This is a genomic window from Pseudomonas sp. Marseille-P9899, from assembly GCF_903166565.1.
GTDB classification, from domain to species: domain Bacteria; phylum Pseudomonadota; class Gammaproteobacteria; order Pseudomonadales; family Pseudomonadaceae; genus Aquipseudomonas; species Aquipseudomonas huaxiensis.
Genome location: NZ_CAESCG010000001.1, coordinates 1,764,932 through 1,782,659 on the forward strand (window position 1 = coordinate 1,764,932; position 17,728 = coordinate 1,782,659).

12 protein-coding genes and 2 pseudogenes are annotated in these 17,728 nt (G+C 64.8%); 10 read left to right on the forward strand and 4 right to left on the reverse strand.

Going from position 1 to position 17,728, the window contains the following annotated elements; all coding sequences use genetic code 11:
• Positions 1 to 34: 34 nt before the first annotated feature.
• Together HWV67_RS07585 and HWV67_RS31615 are read right to left on the reverse strand one after the other, a co-directional pair.
• Positions 35 to 1,261: an acyl-CoA dehydrogenase family protein gene (locus HWV67_RS07585; protein ID WP_175650634.1), complete on the reverse strand. Its 1,227-nt coding sequence runs from the start codon at positions 1,259 to 1,261 to the stop codon at positions 35 to 37.
• Positions 1,258 to 3,579, reverse strand: a complete 2,322-nt coding sequence (locus HWV67_RS31615; protein WP_175650635.1) for an enoyl-CoA hydratase-related protein — start codon at positions 3,577 to 3,579, stop codon at positions 1,258 to 1,260. The genes HWV67_RS07585 and HWV67_RS31615 overlap by 4 nt, the downstream gene beginning before the upstream one ends.
• A 267-nt stretch (positions 3,580 to 3,846) precedes the next feature.
• Here HWV67_RS31615 and HWV67_RS07595 point away from each other — a divergent pair, with 267 nt between their 5' ends.
• The 3 genes from HWV67_RS07595 to HWV67_RS07605 all read left to right on the forward strand — a co-directional run bounded on the left by HWV67_RS07595 (position 3,847) and on the right by HWV67_RS07605 (position 7,021).
• Entirely contained in the window at positions 3,847 to 5,265 is a 1,419-nt protein-coding gene (locus tag HWV67_RS07595; protein WP_175650636.1) for an aldehyde dehydrogenase family protein, read from the forward strand.
• 70 nt (positions 5,266 to 5,335) lie between these two features.
• Positions 5,336 to 6,118: an SDR family NAD(P)-dependent oxidoreductase gene (locus HWV67_RS07600; RefSeq protein WP_175650637.1), complete on the forward strand. Its 783-nt coding sequence runs from the start codon at positions 5,336 to 5,338 to the stop codon at positions 6,116 to 6,118.
• Between the two features lie 9 nt (positions 6,119 to 6,127).
• A complete protein-coding gene (locus HWV67_RS07605) occupies positions 6,128 to 7,021 on the forward strand; it encodes an alpha/beta fold hydrolase (RefSeq protein WP_175650638.1) in 894 nt (297 codons plus the stop codon).
• Positions 7,022 to 7,107: 86 nt separating this feature from the next.
• On the opposite strand, the gene HWV67_RS32050 is transcribed toward HWV67_RS07605, so the two are convergent.
• Together HWV67_RS32050 and HWV67_RS32055 are read right to left on the reverse strand one after the other, a co-directional pair.
• Entirely contained in the window at positions 7,108 to 7,542 is a 435-nt protein-coding gene (locus tag HWV67_RS32050; protein ID WP_371929287.1) for a CZB domain-containing protein, read from the reverse strand.
• A gap of 27 nt (positions 7,543 to 7,569) precedes the next feature.
• Positions 7,570 to 7,815 (reverse strand): annotated as a pseudogene (locus HWV67_RS32055) (methyl-accepting chemotaxis protein); the annotation flags it as partial.
• Positions 7,816 to 8,751: 936 nt separating this feature from the next.
• On the opposite strand from HWV67_RS32055, the gene HWV67_RS07615 reads away from it, so the two are divergent.
• The 7 genes and pseudogenes from HWV67_RS07615 to HWV67_RS31630 form a co-directional block, all read left to right on the forward strand.
• On the forward strand, positions 8,752 to 9,690 hold the full coding sequence (locus HWV67_RS07615; RefSeq protein ID WP_175650640.1) for a helix-turn-helix transcriptional regulator: 939 nt from the start codon (positions 8,752 to 8,754) through the stop codon (positions 9,688 to 9,690).
• A 104-nt stretch (positions 9,691 to 9,794) separates the two neighbouring features.
• Entirely contained in the window at positions 9,795 to 11,801 is a 2,007-nt protein-coding gene (locus HWV67_RS07620; protein ID WP_175650641.1) for a TonB-dependent receptor, read from the forward strand.
• 1 nt (position 11,802) lies between these two features.
• On the forward strand, positions 11,803 to 13,068 hold the full coding sequence (locus tag HWV67_RS07625; protein WP_175650642.1) for an MFS transporter: 1,266 nt from the start codon (positions 11,803 to 11,805) through the stop codon (positions 13,066 to 13,068).
• A 73-nt stretch (positions 13,069 to 13,141) separates the two neighbouring features.
• The gene (locus HWV67_RS07630; RefSeq protein ID WP_175650643.1) at positions 13,142 to 14,947 is read left to right on the forward strand and encodes an ABC transporter ATP-binding protein; all 1,806 of its coding nucleotides are present in this window, start codon (positions 13,142 to 13,144) and stop codon (positions 14,945 to 14,947) included.
• Positions 14,944 to 16,698, forward strand: a complete 1,755-nt coding sequence (locus HWV67_RS07635; protein WP_175650644.1) for an ABC transporter ATP-binding protein — start codon at positions 14,944 to 14,946, stop codon at positions 16,696 to 16,698. The genes HWV67_RS07630 and HWV67_RS07635 overlap by 4 nt, the downstream gene beginning before the upstream one ends.
• 51 nt (positions 16,699 to 16,749) lie before the next feature.
• Positions 16,750 to 17,148 (forward strand): hypothetical protein, encoded by a 399-nt coding sequence (locus HWV67_RS07640; RefSeq protein WP_175650645.1) that lies wholly within the window; start codon positions 16,750 to 16,752, stop codon positions 17,146 to 17,148.
• 259 nt (positions 17,149 to 17,407) lie between these two features.
• Positions 17,408 to 17,503, forward strand: a pseudogene (locus tag HWV67_RS31630) (hypothetical protein); the annotation flags it as partial.
• Positions 17,504 to 17,728: the final 225 nt, after the last annotated feature.

Here is a 17,728-nt window from a genome sequence, read left to right on the forward strand (position 1 = left end):
GTGGCCCGCACGCAGGCCTCGGCGCAGGCGCCGTTCAGAGTCCCAGCGCGGTTTTCGCGAGGATGTTGCGCTGGATTTCGTTGGTCCCGGCATAGATGCTGCCGGCCCGTTCGTTGAGGTAACGCAGCGGCGCCAGGGCCGCGAGTCGCTCGCCATGAAAGCTCGGACCGCCGTGGGCAATGCCGACGGCGCCACCGGTGAATCCGGCCTGGGGCTGGAACGCCAGGCCGTAATGGCCGGCAGCGTCCAGGCCCAACTCGGTGACTGCCTGTTGCAGCTCGGTGCCGAGGATCTTCAGCACCGAGGCCGACGCCCCCGGAGAACCACCCTTGGCCAGGGCCGAGAGGGTCTGCAGTTCATACATCTCCAGCGCCCGGACCTGACACTCGACCTCCGCCAAACGCGCCATGAACAGCGGGTCCTCGGCCAGGCTGCGCCCTGCTTGCCCCGGTGCCTGCCGGGCAAAACCCCGCAATTCGCGCAGGCGCGCCAGCATCTGTGGCGCGTAGGCCGCGCCACCGCGTTCGAATTCGAGCAGGTACTTGGCGACGGTCCAGCCTTCACCGATACGGCCCACGACCTGGGTCTTGGGTACCCGCACCCGATCGAAGACGATCTCGTTCTGGATGTGCTCGCCGGTCAGCGAGACCATCGGGCGCACCTCAACGCCGGGGCTGCGCATGTCGATCAGGACGAAACTGATGCCCTTCTGCGAGCGGTCTTCCCGCGAGGTGCGCACCAGGCAGAACACCCAGTTGGCGACATGGGCATGGGTGCTCCAGATCTTGCTGCCGTGGCAGAGCAGCGCGTCGCCGACATCCTCGGCGGGCATCGACAGGGCCGCCAGGTCAGAACCGGCTTCGGGCTCGGAATAGCCCTGGCACCAGAAATGCTCGCCGCTGAGCATGCGCGGCAGGAAGAACGCTTTCTGTTCGGCGGTGCCGAAGGCGATCAACGCCGGCGCACACATCTGCAACCCCATGGGCGAAGTGGGCGGCGCGAAGGCCTTGGCTTTTTCCTGGGCGAAGATGTAATGCCGGGCGACGCTCCAGTCGCAGCCGCCGTGCTCCACCGGCCAGGACGGCGCCAGCCAGCCTTGGGCGAGCAGCTTGAGCTGCCAGCGCATGGCCAGTTGATGGTCACCGTAGACGCTGGTCATCCAACGCCCGGCCGCCCGCAAATCGTCACTCATCTCGCGCTCGAAAAACGCCGCCACTTCCTCGCGGAAGGCCCGCTCTTCGGCGGTCCACTGCAGGTTCATGAGGCGCTCCCCTTGCCGCCGTCCCAGCGCGGTGCGCGTTTCTCCGCGAAGGCTCGCGGCCCTTCGAGGACATCGGGTGACCGGAACAGGGCACGGGTTGCCGGGTAGCCGGTCTGGGCCTGATAAGCGACGCGCAGCTCGGGTGTTTCCAGGCCACGACGGACGATTTCCTTGGAAGCGCGGATCGACATCGGGCTGCAGGCGACAATCTGTTCGGCCCAGCGCAGTGCGGTGGGCAGCAGCTCGGCGGGACTGGCGAGTTCGTTGACCAGGCCCAGTTCCAGCGCTTCGTCGGCGCTGACGTGGCGACCGGTGAGAATCATGCCCATGGCTTGCTGGTAGCCGATCTGCTGCGGCAGGCGCAGCAAACCACCCGCCAGGGCAGCGAGCCCGACCTTGGGCTCGGGCAGGGCGAAACTGGCGTTATGGCTGGCGATAATCAAGTCACACGCCAAGGCAATCTCGAAACCGCCGCCCATGGCCAGGCCGTTGACGGCGGCGATCACCGGTTTGTTCAGATCGAAGCGCGAGGTCAGCCCGGCAAAGCCGCTGACGGGCACTTCCACCTGCTCGCCGCGGGCCATGACGCTAGCGGTGTACTTGAGGTCATTACCGGAAGAAAACGCCCGCTCACCGGCACCGGTGATGATCGCCACCCATTGCTGCGGATCGGCGGCGAAGTCATCGAAGATCTGCGCCAGCTCGGCGTTGGCGTCACGGTGCAAGGCATTCATCTGCGCCGGGCGATCGATGGTCACCAGGGTGATCGGACCGCGCCGCTCGACGCGGGTGAAGCGCAGCGCCCGCGGGCGGGCTGCGGCGTCCAGGCGCCAGCACGGTTTGCCGAATACATCTTGATAAAGGTGGCCGCTGCGGCCAATGGCGTTGTGGGTCTCCGACAGCAATACCACCATCGCCTCCTCGTCATCGACGCCAACCCGCGCCATGGCTCGCGCGCCCTGCGGCGTGCGCAGGATCACCACGCCCTGGCGCGGCTGGCCGTCGCGGTCGTGGAGCACGGTGTAGCTTTCGATGCTGGCGGGGCCGCGGTAGTCGAGGTCGAGTGCCGGGGCGGCGCCTTGCTGCGGTGCCGGCTTGCGGTCCAGCGACAGGGGCTGCGCCGGTGCACGACGGCTCAGCACCAGCGACTGGTGTTTGGTGACGAAACCGCCCTGCCCGTACAGCAAACCGAGGTCCGACGGTGCGTCTCGCAAGGTCCGCACCATGGCGCAGGTGGCGTGGCCCATATAGTTGTTGAGCGGTCCGCCGAAAAAGCTCAGGCCGCCACAGACCGTCGGCGCCGGCCCTTCGGCGGGATCGAGGCCGAGGTTTTCCAGGGCCATCTTCACCACCACCGGGAAGCAGCTATACAGCTCCAGATGGTTGAACGTCTCGCCCTCGGCCAACGCCGAAGCCTCCTTGAGCACCGCTGCCTGAGCGGGGCTGCGGCTATAGTCGTCGCGGTCGAGAAAGTCATCGGCCTCGCTGGCCAGGGCGCCGCCCCAGACATACACCAGACGATCCTCTGCTACGCCCATCGCCCGCGCCTTGGCAAGGCTGGTGACCAATACCGCGCTGGCCTGGTTGACGTTGGGATTGGCGACCATCCATTTGCTGTAGGGCCAGCAGATCAGGCGGTTGTCTTCGCTGCGTTCGGCGATCTGTTCGGCGCTGGGCGCTTCACCGCGCCAGGCACTCGGGTTGCTCGCGGCGACTTGGGCAAAACGTGCCCACAGCCGCGACGAGTCGATATGCCCCTGGGCCGGACTGTTTTTTTGTCGGGCCTGCCAGGCCATTTCATAGAAGGGGTACATCTGCACCGGCTCGCGAATACCCAGGCTGCGGGCTACGGGACGGGTGGCAATGGAGTCGTTGGCAAACCGGCAGGCACGCTCGCGGGAGGCGATGGGTGTCCAATCCAGCTTCAGCCCTTGGCGACGGGCCTTGCTGATGGAGCCCATGGCTTCGCCACCGACGATCAACGAGGTCAACTCCTGTCCGGCAGCGACTCGCAGTGCCGCTTCGTGGATCAACCGCACCGGGGTTTCACCGCCCATGGAGGCGTTGACCACGCGATCAGGCTGGATGCCCAGCCTCGCGCAGAGCGTCTTCGCCGGATCTTCATAGCGCCAACTGACCAGGCCGACCACCTCCAGCGACTGCACATGCGTCAGCAGGTCGGCGCCGCTGTCGGCATTCGCGGCACGGACAGCGCGCTCCATCAGGGCCAGGGGTTCAAGGGCGTCGCGCACGTCATCGGGGCGGTCGACGCATTCGCCGACCCCGATGATCACGGCGGTCGTTGCAGGATGGGACATCGGCAAATCCTCAAGGCGGTGGGGCTTGGCCCTTATTGTTCTTGGCGCCTCGGGGCGATGGGGGATCGCACTCGGGACGTGCGATTTAATCTAACAGTAATAGATTGAATTTGAAAACACCCATCTTACCGTCTCTGTTTTTAGCCGCTATCGATAGACAAAGGCTGATTGACGGAGGATGTTTATCTAACTATTTTAGGTAAATGCCTGCTCATCTGGCGCGTTTGCGCCCCCTATGAAAAACAAGAACCGACAGGAACCCGAACCATGCCCCCACGCCTCGCGCCCCTCATGACCATCGACGCGCAGTCCGCCGAATGTGCCAGCCAACTGAACGTGATCAACCCCGCCACAGGCGAAGTCATCGGTCACGCCCCGGATGCCGGCCAATACGAACTGGACCTGGCGGTCGCCGCCGCACAGCGTGCCTTCCCTGGCTGGAAAGCCACGCCGCGCGCCGAGCGCCAGCAAGCCCTCAACCAGTTCGCCAAACGCCTGGTTGAACACGCCGACGAACTGGCCCGGCTGTTCACTCTCGAGCACGGTCGCCCGTTGAACCAGGCCAAGGAGGAAATACTCGGCGCCGCCCACTGGATTCGCGGTATCGCGCAGCTCGACACCCCCGTAGAAATCGTCGAAGAAACCGCCCAGCGCCGGGTCGAAGTGCACTACGACCCGCTGGGCGTGGTCTGCGCCATCGTGCCGTGGAATTTCCCGGTTCTGCTGGCCTCGTGGAAGATTTCCCATGCCCTGATCACCGGCAACACCCTGGTGCTCAAGCCCTCGCCCTTCACCCCGCTGACCACCCTGCGCCTCGGCGAACTGACCCGCGACCTGCTCCCTGCCGGCGTGCTCAACATCATCAGCGGCGGCGATCACCTCGGGCCGCTGATGACCAGTCACCCAGGCTTCGCCAAGATTTCCTTCACCGGCTCCACCGCCACCGGCCGGCGCATCATGGAGTCGGCAGCCCGCGACCTGAAGCGCATTACCCTGGAACTTGGCGGCAACGACGCGGCCATCGTGCTGCCGGATGTGGATGTCGAGCAGATCGCCCAGCAACTGTTCATGGGCGCCTTCTTCAACAGCGGCCAGGTCTGCGTGGCGTGCAAGCGCCTGTACATCCATGACGCCATCTACGAGCAGTTGCGTGACCGCCTGCACCAGTTGGCGCAAAACCTGCCGGTGGGCGACGGCATGGTCGAGGGCAACGTCTTCGGTCCGATCCAGAACCTGGCGCAATACCGTCGCGTGCTGCAGATGCGCGACGAAGCCCGGGAAGCCGGCCTGACCCTGCTGGAGGGTGGCCCGGTGCCGGAGACCGGCTACTTCATGCCGCTGACGCTGGTGGACAATCCGCCGGAGGACGCCCGTGTCGTCACCGAAGAAGCCTTCGGCCCGATCCTGCCGCTGCTGCGTTTCAGCGATATCGACGAAGTTATCGCCCGCGCCAATGCCACCGAGTACGGCCTGGCGGGCGCGGTATGGAGCAAGGACGTCGATCAGGCAGTGACGATCGCCAAGCGCCTGGACACCGGCACCGTGTGGATCAACCAGAACCTGGAGTCCTCGCCGGGCATTCCACTCGGCGGCCATAAGCAATCCGGTTTCGGCGTCGAAAACGGCGTGGCCGGGCTGATGGAATTCGTCCAGCCGAAGTCGATCTTCATCCCTAAATCCGCCTGACCCACCCCACTACGCCGCCACGACCAGCCCTCAACGGCCGGCCGCGGCGGCGCTTGCCCGGAGTACTCCCATGGATTCCACCCCCCCCGTCACGCGACACACCGACCTCGCTGGCAAGGTGGCGCTGGTCACCGGCGCGTCCAGCGGCCTGGGGCGGCGCTTTGCCCTGGTACTGGCGGCCGCGGGCGCCAGCGTCATCGTCGCGGGGCGCCGCGAACAGCGCCTGCGAGAACTGGTGACCGAGATCAAGCAGGCTGGCGGCCAGGCCTTCGCCCAGGTCATGGACGTGCGTGATAGCCAGCAACTGCCAGCGCTGATCGAGGGCCTGGTGCATCGTCACGGCAGCCTCGACATTCTGGTCAACAATGCCGGCATCGGACGCCCGGCCAGTGCATTGCAGACGACAGCCGGAGATATCGACGAACTGCTGTTCACCAACGTCCGCGCGCCGTTCGTGCTGTCCAGCGAAGTCGCCCGGCACCTGATCGGTAGCGGTAGGCCGGGCAGGATCGTCAACATCGCCTCAGTGGGTGCCTTCCACTACAGCCCCGGCATGAACGCCGCGCTCTACTGCGCCTGCAAATCGGCGGTGGTACGCCTGACCGAAGCCTTGGCGATGGAATGGGCGCGCCACAGCATCAACGTCAATGCCATCGCGCCTGGCTTGTTCGAAACCGAGATGACCCAGGGCCAGTTGCAGGAGCATGCCGAGCGCATGCTCAGCCGCCTGCCCCGCCGCCGCGCCGGACAACCGGAGCAACTGGACAGCAGCCTGCTGTATCTGGTGTCGCCGCAGTCGGAATTCGTCACCGGCATCTGCCTGCGCGTCGATGACGCACAGTACGCCCGCTAGGGAGCCCCCATGAGCAGTCCGCCAAAACCTGTTTCGCGCTTCTTCACCTCGCAGCGCCTGCAATTGCACTACGTCGAATGGGGCCCCGCTGATGCCCCGCCCCTACTGCTGATCCACGGCGGCCGCGACCATTGCCGCAACTGGGACCGGGTGGCCGAACACCTCAGTCGCGACTGGCGAATCATCGCCCCGGATCTGCGCGGCCACGGCGACAGCCAATGGAGCAACAGCGGCCTGTACACCTACGACGCCTGGTTATGGGACTTGCTGGCCCTGACCGAACACCTGCGACTGGACCGTGCCACCCTGGTCGGGCACTCCCTCGGCGGCTATATCGCCTTGCGCTATGCCGCGGCGTTCCCCGAGCGTGTCCACAAACTAGTGTGCATCGAAGGACTGGGCCCGGCGCCCGAGGATGTCAAACGCAACCATCGCCGCAACAGCGCCGAGCGCCTGCGCGAGCAAGCGCTGTACCGGCTGAAACTACCGGAGCGGCAGAGCCATCGCTACGACAGCCTGGAACAGGCGATTGCGCACTTTCACAGCCGCAATCCCAACCTGAGCGCGGCCCAGGCCGAGCACCTCGCCAGCCACGGCAGCCGGCGCCTGGAGGATGGCCGCTACGCCTGGAAATTCGACGACTTCGCCCGCAAGCCTGCGCAGCTCTGGAGCAGCGAGGCGGAACTGCTAGAACTGATCGAGGCGGTACGCTGCCCCGTCCTGCTGCCGTGGGGCGAAGACAGCTTTTTCTCCCTGGCCGACAACCAGCCGCGCATCGACCACTTCAGCGATGCACGGGTCGTTCTGTACGCCAATGCGGGGCACTGGCCGCATCACGACCGGTTCGAGGATTTCGTGCGGGAGGTGGCGGGGTTCGTAGCAGATAGCGGGCGCCCTGAATGACGCTGTACCCACCAAACCAATGATGAAAAACAGTAGCGATCTACGACTGCGGTTCCGCTGCCTTCGACAACACGAAGCTCATGTCATCAGTGACGCTGCAGCAAACGCGTGTCTCTCTCGCCGCTCTCAGCCATGTGCTCGAGGCAATCCTGGACGATCAGGCTTGCCTCTTCCATGGCAGCAACCTCCTTCAACAAGGTAACCGAATCGCCCTGTGCATGAGCACGCAGCGCCGCGAAGGCCGCGTCGTGGACTTTTTTGTGAGGACTCTCTATATCGCGGTAGCCGGGGAGTTGGGCGTAGCTGGTCTTGCCCTCACCTTCGTAATACCACTTGCCAAGCCTGCAATGGGTATGGAGTGCAAAACTGGATTCGCTTTCATTGGAAATACCGAACAGAACTTTGTACACGCGAAACTTGTAAATCAGATGATCAACCTTCGCCAGCTCGCAGAAACTGCGCAACGCCGAGGCCGAGACCGTTTTTTCGCTGGTGGAAGACATACTCAGAAGACGTCTCATGGTATCCGCTGCGGCCTGCCCATCCTTGCTGAATGACGCTGAATGCTCTGCAAGGGAGGCGATCTGATCGCGACTGTCCGAGCTGTCCAGACGAATCTTCCCCACCAAGGTGGTGATTTCCGCAGTAGCCTCCGCGGTGCGCTTGGCCAGCTTGCGCACTTCATCGGCCACCACCGCGAAGCCACGCCCGGCGTCGCCTGCGCGAGCCGCCTCAATGGCGGCGTTGAGCGCCAGAAGATTGGTCTGGTCAGCAATCTCCTTGATCATTTGCAGTATTCCACCGACCTTCTGCGCCTGCTCATCAAGCTGTCCAACCTTGTGCGAGGCTTCTTCGGAAGTGCCTGCCAGTGTCTGGAGGTTGACCGCAATCAGGTCGATCGCATTGCGGCTATCCATGGAAATGAGCTGGGCCTGTACTGCGTGTTGCCGCTCATCGCCCATGGTCCCCGCCAACTTGGCGAAGGAGGACTGGGTCATCTCCAGCGAATGCGAAAAGGTAGCGAGATTGGCGGCCAGATCTTCGAACTTCCTGATACGACCGTGGCATTCGACAACCTGCTGTTCTGCTTGCGCGAGGCGACCATTGGCGGCCTCCAGATCATGGTTTGCAATCTCGAGTGCCTGTTTCAAACGCTCAACCTCAGCGCCGCGTGAATCTGCCTTCTTCCACCACACTTTCATGCTGTACCTATATCGATCAAATTCCAGAAACGTGTCGTTCATCTGCATGCAGCCGCCAGCGTTCTACCTCACCGAACAATCGCGGGTGAAACCTGCCGTGCGCTCAAAACCACCACCCGGATAGTTTCTCTGAACCTCCTTTTGTTGCCATGCCGTGGAGCAATGCATGGCGTATTAGTCCGGTATCAAAGGCAAAAAACCGGCTCAATGGCCGGTTTCTTTGTCGTTCGTCAGGGTTCGGGCGGACTCGTTACGTACTGATCAATCCGCCAGAAGCCTCGAGAATAGATGTCAGCCATTCTGGTCGATCTTCTTGGGCCGAGTGATTCACAGATTCTGCTTTCCAACCCGGCACACCTCTAAGGGATCACCGCTTCGCGCAAGTCTTCGCACCAACCCACAATCAACAATAATTATCATTTACATAAAGACAAAAAGCCTTATCCTAGCCCCCGCCCCTGTGCCCCCGCCCGGATCTGCCACTCCGGTGCCCGGCGCCTCAGGTCATTGGCTTCTGGGAGATGTGCTGTGTCTACCCCAACCTGCCCACCCGCTGCATCGCTTTCCACAGATCGTGACCCTGGCTATGCCCGCTTCGACCTGCCCGAACACCACGGAAGCGGCTGGACCGACCTGCACCGTATCGCCCATGGCATCACCCTCGCCCGCGGTCAGTATGATTTCGCCGGCACCTTCGAAGATCACTACGTACAACCTCCCGGCTGCCTGACCATCAAGATCATGGTCGCCGGCAAGCTGCACCTGCAGGTCCCCGAGCAGCGCAAGCCCACGGTCTATCACGGTGCCGGGGTGATGCTGCGCCAGGCCAGCGAGCAGCAGACTTTCAATCGCGAGATGGCCGGTCATTTCAGCGGCGTGTCGATCGAGGTGCCCACTCCGCTGCTTGAGCAGCTGTTCGAGGACCAGGCCGAGACCATTGGCGGCCCGGACGGCACCGAGCTGCTGCTCGACAGCGAACACCTGTGCCACAGCCTCGGCATGGCCACCGCCAGTACCCTGTTGACCAGCGCCATGCACACCACGATTGGACGCCTGCACGCCGAAGCCGCCGCCCTGCAGATGCTCGCCCAACTGGCCGACCACAAACCCTGGCGCCAGCGCCCGCAGTTGCCTGTGCGCCAGCGGGTGGCCGTGCAGGACGCCCGCGACATCCTTCACGACGAGTTCGCCCACAGCCACTCCATCGCCTCGTTGGCCCGGCGTGTGGGCATCAACGAGTGCTACCTGAAGTCGGCGTTCAAAGCCGCCACCGGCCAGACCATCGCGCAATACCTGCGCGGAGTGCGCATGCAGCAAGCACGCTCGCTGCTCGAAGCCGGCGCCTGTAGCGTGCTGCAGGCCTGTGAATTCGTCGGCTATTCCAACCCCGGCCAGTTCGCCGCGGCCTTCCGGCGCATCCACGGTGTCGCGCCGGCCACCGTCAAAGGGCTCAAGGACATCCACTGAGGTGAAGTTTTCCCGATTGGGATCGTAAATTCCCGCATGGGGTAGATCGCCGACCGCACAGATAATAATAATTATTATTATCAAAAATCAGCGATCCCCCCATCATGAAAAAAACCACGTTTCTGCCCTACCCGCTGTCGCTGCTCGCCCTCGCTCTGGCCATCCCGGCACAGGCCGATGACACCACCAGCGCCGTCCTCGAACTGCCCGCCGTAACCGTCAAGGCCACCAAGCGCGACCAGCAGTTGCAGGACATCGCCGGTGCCGCCGACGTGGCCACTGCCGACGAAATCCTGCCCCGTGGCCTGCGCCGGGTCGACCAGCTCGACCGGGTGTTCACCGACGTGCACATCCGCCAGCGCTCCTCGCGGGCCTTCGACAACTTCACCATTCGCGGACAGTCCTCGCCTGACTTCTACAACCCGGCGGCGCAACTGCTGATCGACGGCCTGCCGCAAGACCAGGCCCTGCTCTCGCAACTGCTGCCCCAGGGCCTGGAACAGGTGGAGATTCTCTACGGCCCGCAAGGCACTTTGTATGGCCGCGGCGCGGTCGGCGGGGTGATCAACGTGGTTACGCGCAAACCCGACGATCAAGCGCGCTTCGACGCCAGCCTCGATGCCAACAAGCGCGGCCAGGGCATGCAGCTCATGGCCAGCGGGCCGCTGGTGCCAGGTGCGCTGTTCGGTGACATCGCGGTCGGCACCAGCGACACCCGCGGCGAGCTGGAAAACATGAACACCGGCTCGCGCCTGGGCGACAACGACAACAGCAACGGCCGCGCACGCCTGCGCTACGCACCCACCGACAGCCCGCTGGACGTGATGGTCAGCGCCTCGCGCGACGTCACCCACTCCGACGAAGAATACTTCGTGGTCGACGGCGACAAGGACGCTCGCCGCGTCTTGCCGATGGAGTCCAACTACCGGCTGGCCACCAACCGCTACGGCCTGCACGTGGACTACGACCTGGGCTCGATGGTGCTCAGCGCTCTGACCGGCTACCAGACCCGCGACAACCAGCGCACCGTGTTCGGCAGCTACACCCCCGAGCAGCAGCGCACGATCTCCCAGGAGCTGCGCCTGGCATCGCGCAAGGAACCCGGCAAGGCCGTGGACTTCGTGACCGGCCTGTACGCCGAGGACCTGGACTTCAAGCGCCAGATCCCGGCATATGCGCTCGACTCGCACCAGGACATCCGCTCCTACGCCGCCTACGGCGAGCTCACCTGGCACGCTACCGAACGCCTGGACATCACCCCCGGCATCCGCTTCGAACAACAGCGCACCGATGTCGATACCCGCTTCGCCATCCTGGCGATGGACAACGACAAGCGCGACAACGCCACCTCGCCCAAGCTGGGTATCAACTACAAGCTCACCGACGACGTCTCGGTGTACGCCCTGTACAGCACCGGCTTCAAGGCGGGTGGTTTCACCCGCGCGGTCACCCCGCAGAACATCGACTTCGCCTATTCACCGCAAAAAGCGCGCAACTACGAGGTCGGTTTCAAGGCCAACCTGTTCGACAACAGCCTGGAACTGGCCGGTGCTGCCTATCAGATGCGCATCAAGGACTACCAGCTCTCGGTCGGCCCGGTGCAGGGCCAGTACCTGCAGAACGTCGGCGATGCACGCACCCGCGGCGCCAGCCTGACCGCCAAGTGGCAGGCCACCGAGGCGCTGCGTATCAAGGCCGGAGTGGCGGTGAACAAGTCCGAGTTCAGCCACTACCAGGATCCCACCGGCACCTCCAGCAACGACCTGTCGGGCAACATCCTGCCCTACGCCCCGCGCAGCACCGCCAATTTGGCCGCCGAGTATGCCTTCAACCTGGACAACGGCATGGCGCTCATCCCGCACATCGGCCTCTCCTACATCGGCAAGACCTACTTCGACGAAGCCAACAACTTGGTCCAGGGCGGCTACTCGCTGCTCGACGCGGGGCTGTCGTGGCAGGTCAACCGCAACCTGTCCACCGACTTCTACGTCGACAACCTCGCGGACAAGACCTACGCCGTCTATGCCTTCGACGCCGGTGCGCCGATCGGCACCGCCTACCAGGTGGGCGAAGGGCGGCTGGCCGGCGTGCGCCTGAACCTGAGCTTCTGACATGAACGAGTCCACCCTCCCACGGGCAAGCGCCGCACGCCGCGCCGCCGGACTGCCCGGACTGCTCGCCGCATTCGGCGGGCTGTACGCAAGCCAGGGCCTGCTCAGCGGCCTGGCCCACGAAGGTTTGCCGGTGCTGCTGCGCGCCCAGGGCGTGGGCCTGGACAAGATCGGCCTGCTGTCGCTGCTGTTCCTGCCCACGGCCATCAAGTTTCTCTGGGCCGCGCGCGCCGACCGCGTGGCCGGAAACGGCACCGGCGACCGGCTGCGTCTGGCCAACAACCTGCAAGGGTTGCTGGTACTGGGCACGCTGCTGGCAATCATGTTGCCACCCGCCACCGCGATGACCCCGCTGCTGGCCCTGCTTGGGGTGCTGATGCTGGTGATGGTCACCCAGGACATCGTCACCGATGGCACCGCGGTGCTGAGCCTGAGCCGCCGCCAACGCGGCCTGGGCAACATCATGCAGATCGGTGGCAGCTACCTGGGATACATCCTCGGTGGCGGTGTGTGGGTGGCCCTGGCCAGCAGCGTCGGTTGGGCGCTCGCCAGTCTGTACCTGGCCGCGCTGCTGGGCCTGTGTGCGGTGCCGGCGTTGCTGCTGCGCCGCCGTGCCCTGCCGCTGCCGGCGCGCTGCGCCGAACAGCCGTCCGAGCCGCCCAGCCTGCGCCGCGCCTGGCAAAACCCGGCGGTGCGCTGGGGCATGGCCTGCGTGGTCAGTTTCCAGGCACCGGTACGCTGGTTTACCGCGATCATGCTCACCTACCTAGTCGACCGCGGTTTCGATGTGCTGCAGGTCGGGCTGCTGTCGAGTAGCGGCATCGCCCTGTCCGGCATCGCCGGCGCCTGTCTGGGTGGTCTGCTGCTGGAGCGGGCAGGTCGCCGGCGCATGGTCTGGGCAAGCCTGTTCAGCTACCTCTTGCTGCAACTGGGCTACCTGGCCCTGGAAAGCCAGGGCAACACGGACAAGGCCCTGTTGACGACGATTTTCCTGGCGTTCTGCCTGAGCATGGCGATGGGCTTTGTGGTGCTCTACAGCCTGATGATGGACTGGGTCTCCCCCGCCCAGGCCGGCACCGACTACTCGCTGCTGCAATGTACCGATGCCTGGTGTGCACTGGTGCTGGGCCTGGCCGCCACCCAGTTCACCCATCACTACGGCTATGCCGCAAGTTTCGCCGTAGCCAGCGTGCTGGCCCTGCTGGCTCTGGTGCTGGCGCCACGTTGCCAGGCCCGCGCCAGCGCCGCCGTGCAGGCGGCTCAATGAGCAGCCGTGATCAACGCCCACCGTTTCAGGCCCGGCTGCGCCGGCTGGCCGAACACACGCTTGCGGAGTGACCATGAGCCAACCCTCCCTCACCCACGAAACCGGCTTCGCCGCCCTGCTCGCGCTGGTCGGCGGCCAGCGCCGCCGACTGTACGTCGCAGCCTTGTGCAGCGCCTTGTCCGGCGTGCTGTCGATCACCCCGCTGATCGCCCTGTATTGGGTACTGCTGCGCTACGCCCAAGGTGATACGGCCCCGTTTGCCGAGGTGCTGCCGATCCTGGCCTGGTGCGGCGCGGCCATGCTGCTGCGCTGGGGGCTGCTGTGCGCCGGCGGAGTGCTGTCGCACCTGGCGGCCTTCGACTGCCTCCACGAACTGCGCCTGGCCCTGGCCAAAAAGCTCACCCGCCTACCGCTGGGCTGGATCGACGCGCGCACCGCCAGCATCGCCAACCAGGTGCTGCGCGAAGATATCGACCGCCTGGAGCAATTCATCGCCCACCACCTCAACGACACCGCTGCCGCCCTGGCCCTGCCACTGGCCAGTGCCGTGGCGCTGTTCTGGCTCGACTGGCGCATGGCCCTGGCGACCCTGGTCACCGTGCCCCTGGCGGTGGCGGTTCAGGCCGTGCTGTTCAAGCGCATCCCGCAGGTGATAGCCGAATACGGCGAGGTCAACGCCGAGCTTTCGGCAAGCATCGTCGACTATGTGCAGGGCATCGCCGTGGTCAAGACGTACCTGGGCGGCGAAAACGCCACCGGCCGCCTGCAAGGCGCCATCGACGCCTACCGGGCGGTGATCGGGCGGATGGTCGCCAGCACCGTGCCAGGCTGGTCGGCCTTCACCGTGGTGATCAGCGCCAACAGCCTGTTCATCCTGCCCATAGGCGGCTACTTCTATCTGCAAGGCAGCCTGTCGCTGCAAGCCTTCACCCTGTGCCTGCTGCTGGGCCTGGGGATCACCCGGCCGCTGTTTGCCCTGGCGTTCTTCGGCAATCTGATGCGTCTGGTGCAGGCGGCCAATACCCGCGTGCAGACCCTGCTGCGCGCCCCCGAACTGGCCGAGGGCGAGGCGCCACCCGGCATCGCCAGCAGCGCCGCACTGGCGTTCGAGCAGGTCGACTTCGCCTACGACGAGGGCGTCCCGGTGCTGCACGACATCAGTTTCAGCCTGCCCCACGGCAGCTTGACCGCCATCGTCGGGCCCAGCGGCGCCGGCAAGTCGACCCTGGCGCAGTTGATGCTGCGCTTCTGGGACGTCAGGCAAGGCCGCATCGTCCTGCAGGGCCGCGACGTGCGCGCCTGGCCGCTGGGCGAACTGCACGACCAGGTGGCCTACGTGATGCAGGAGGTGCACCTGTTCAACCAGAGCGTGCTCGACAACATCCGCCTGGGCCGCGCCGATATCGACGAAGCCCAGGTCATCGAAGCGGCCAAGGCCGCCCAGGCCCACGACTTCATCCAGGCCCTGCCCCAGGGTTACCAGACCCTGCTCGGCGAGCGCGGTGCGCGGCTGTCTGGTGGCGAGCGCCAGCGCCTGTCGATCGCCCGCGCCCTGGTCCGCAACGCTCCGATCGTGGTACTCGACGAGGCCACCGCCTTCGCCGACCCCATGAACGAAGCGCTGATCCTCCAAGCCCTGGCCACCCTGACCGCAGGGCGTACGGTGGTGCTGATCGCCCACCGCCTCGCCAGCGTCGTCGAAGCCGACCAGATCCTGCTGCTGGACGCCGGACGTATCCGCGCCCGCGGCATCCACGCCCAACTGCTCGCCGACGCCCCCCTCTACCAGCACCTCTGGCAAGCCCAGCAGGCCCACGCCGAATGGCGTCTGGGCCAGCAACCGACCCACCACCACAGCTTGGAAGCGGCACGCCCATGAACATGCTCCTGGCGGTTTTCCGTATTACCCAAAGCGCCGACAACCGGCGGGTGTGGCGCAGCATTGGCTGGCGCCTTGGCGAGGCGTTGTTCGCCAGCGTGCCCTACGCCGTGCTGTACATCGCCCTGCGCGAGATCTTCGCCGCCCGCCTCGACGGTACGCTGCTGATAGGGCTGACGCTGATCCTGCTGGCCAGCCTGACCTTGCAGTTGGTCTGCAACCTGGCCTCCAACCTCGACGGTTTCCTCGGCGGCACCGGCATGCTCTGCGACCTGCGCCTGCAACTGGCCGCGCACCTGCGCCGCCTGCCCCTGGGTTTTTACAACCGCAACCGCAGCGGTGAACTCAGCGCGGTGCTGGGCGAGAACGCCACCCAGGTCGAGGAAGTCTTCACTCACTTGACTGGCGAGCTCTTCGGCCGCCTCGGCATCGCCGCCCTCACCGGCGCGCTGATGCTGCTGATCGACTGGCGCCTGGGCCTGGCCGCATTGGCTGCGGCAACCGCAGGCAGCCTTCTGGTCACGACCCTGCGCCGGCGCTTCGCGGCCATTAGCCAGGCCAAGCATGCCCAGCGCGCGACCCTGGCCGGGCAACTGCTGGAGTTCGTTCAGGGCATCAAGGTGATCCGCGCCTTCGGCCTGTCGGCCGAGCGCTTCGGCGCGCTGGAAGCGTCGATGCAGCACCTGCGCCGGCTGTCTATCCGCATCGAGGTGCTGGCAGGGCTACTGGCGGTGGGCTTTGCCGTGCTGCTGGATATCGGCCTGCTCGGTCTGCTCGCCTTGGCGGTGTACCTGGCGGTACAGGGCGAGCTGGCGCAACCCATGCTGATTCTGATGCTGGTGCTGGCGCACCGTTTCTTCGCCATGCTCGGCGAATCGGCCACGCTCATGGCGCAATTGGCGTTCTACCGCAGGAGCCTTGAGCGCATCGAAACGCTGTTGCAGGCCCCTTGCCTGCAAGAGCCAAGCGAGGCCCGCCTCCCTCAGGCCCACGGCATCCAGGTGCGCAACCTGCGCTTCACCCACCCAGGTGGCGCACTGGTCCTGCAAGACATCTCCTTCGACGCACCGGCCGGCAGCATCACCGCGCTGGTCGGTGCCAGCGGCGCCGGCAAGACCACCCTGGCGCATCTACTCGCGCGCTTTCATGACGCCGACGAAGGTCAGGTGCTGATTGGTGGCGTCGATGTGCGCCAGATGCGCCAGGAAGACCTGCTGGCACGCATCGCCTTCGTGTTCCAGGACACCCACCTGTTCGCCGACACGGTCGAGAACAACCTGCGCATCGCCCGCCCCGAAGCTACCCGAATCGAACTCGAAGCCGCCGCCCGCGCCGCCTGCTGCCACGGGTTCATCATGGCCCTGCCCGACGGCTACCAGACCCGTCTGGGCGAAGGCCTGAACCTGTCCGGTGGCGAGCGCCAGCGCCTGTCGATTGCCCGGGCCCTGCTCAAGGACGCGCCGATCGTGATTCTCGACGAGGCCACTGCGGCGCTGGACAGCAACAACGAAGCCGCCGTCACCCAGGCCCTGAACGAACTGACCCGCAACAAGACAGTCATCGTCATCGCCCACCGCCTGTACACCCTCACCGATGTGCAGCAGATCCTGGTGCTGGACCAGCAGACCATCGTCGAGCGCGGCTCCCATCCCCAACTGCTGGCGGCCGGGGGACTGTACGCGCGCTTCTGGGCGCAGCAGCAAAGCACCCGCTACTGGCACCTGCGCCGTGGGCACAGCACCACGGCCTGAGCCTGGCTGGACGAGTCACTGCGTCCATCCCTTCACCTGAACGAGATCGAAATGAACACTGAAGACTTCAAGGTCCACGACATTCGCACCTTCCCCCTCTGCCTGATCGAACCGCACGTGGTGGCACCGGGTTACAGCCAGCAGTGGGCGCAGGAGCTCGATGCCCTGATGGCACGCGGCGAGCCGTTCGTGCTGATCTACCGGGAACCGGCGGACGACGAACCGCACCCGGACCGCAAGCTGCGCACCCAGTGGCTCAAGCAGCACAAGGTGGCCTTCGCCGGGTTGTGCCGCGGCATCATCAGCGTGCTCGACGATGCCGTACGGCGGTCGCACTTCGACCAGATGGGGCAAATGGGCGAGCAGGTCTTTGGAGTCCGCTACCGAACCGCGCCGACCCTGGTCGAAGGCCAGGCGCTGGCCTGGCGCCTGCTTGATGGGGAAGGTTGAGCGCAGGTAACTATTACTTTGCGTCAAAAGCCTGATTGCGCGTCCCAAACAGGCCGGCATCGACCATTTTGAGGCATGTCGGCAAGCCGCTTTAGAGCCAAAACAGACTTGGCGTGCCACTTACTTACGCGGTATGCGGGAGGTATCGAGGCATTCCGGAAATGCTGCCATCCAACGCGCTGAACTTTCAGACAGCAATACTGGAAAATACGCGCAAGGAGCAATACCCTGCCAAGGATAGAAGCTGGACGAGTTGATCATGTCAGGGATTACACCGTTTCAAACCCCGCGATGGATGCGTGACCTGGTCTGCTTCCTGCCACTGAAAAGTCAATTCGTCCTGTCGGGCAACATCTGTGCACCACCCCGACATCTGTCAGAAATCGCCATTCTCGATCACGCATTCTGTTGGCGGTATGGAAGGGAATTTCCGGGGCTGCATTTCAGCTTTTGCAAGCCGGACATACCGCCCTGGAGCCCTGTCAAAATGCTCTTCGGAGACCCGGATAGTCTTTGAAAAAAAGCGCTTCCAAAGTCCCCAAAAGCATCGTCCCTCCCTCCACACAGCCAACAGGAGAGT

Bases quoted from the DNA above. Each gene is read 5' to 3' on its own strand.
- HWV67_RS07635 (WP_175650644.1), top strand. From the start codon at position 14,944: ATGAACATGCTCCTGGCGGTTTTCCGTATTACCCAAAGCGCCGACAAC.
- HWV67_RS07640 (WP_175650645.1), top strand. From the start codon at position 16,750: ATGAACACTGAAGACTTCAAGGTCCACGACATTCGCACCTTCCCCCTC.
- HWV67_RS07620 (WP_175650641.1), top strand. From the start codon at position 9,795: ATGAAAAAAACCACGTTTCTGCCCTACCCGCTGTCGCTGCTCGCCCTC.
- HWV67_RS07600 (WP_175650637.1), top strand. From the start codon at position 5,336: ATGGATTCCACCCCCCCCGTCACGCGACACACCGACCTCGCTGGCAAG.
- HWV67_RS07625 (WP_175650642.1), top strand. From the start codon at position 11,803: ATGAACGAGTCCACCCTCCCACGGGCAAGCGCCGCACGCCGCGCCGCC.
- HWV67_RS32050 (WP_371929287.1), bottom strand. From the start codon at position 7,542: ATGAGACGTCTTCTGAGTATGTCTTCCACCAGCGAAAAAACGGTCTCG.
- HWV67_RS07585 (WP_175650634.1), bottom strand. From the start codon at position 1,261: ATGAACCTGCAGTGGACCGCCGAAGAGCGGGCCTTCCGCGAGGAAGTG.
- HWV67_RS07630 (WP_175650643.1), top strand. From the start codon at position 13,142: ATGAGCCAACCCTCCCTCACCCACGAAACCGGCTTCGCCGCCCTGCTC.
- HWV67_RS07605 (WP_175650638.1), top strand. From the start codon at position 6,128: ATGAGCAGTCCGCCAAAACCTGTTTCGCGCTTCTTCACCTCGCAGCGC.
- HWV67_RS31615 (WP_175650635.1), bottom strand. From the start codon at position 3,579: ATGTCCCATCCTGCAACGACCGCCGTGATCATCGGGGTCGGCGAATGC.
- HWV67_RS07595 (WP_175650636.1), top strand. From the start codon at position 3,847: ATGCCCCCACGCCTCGCGCCCCTCATGACCATCGACGCGCAGTCCGCC.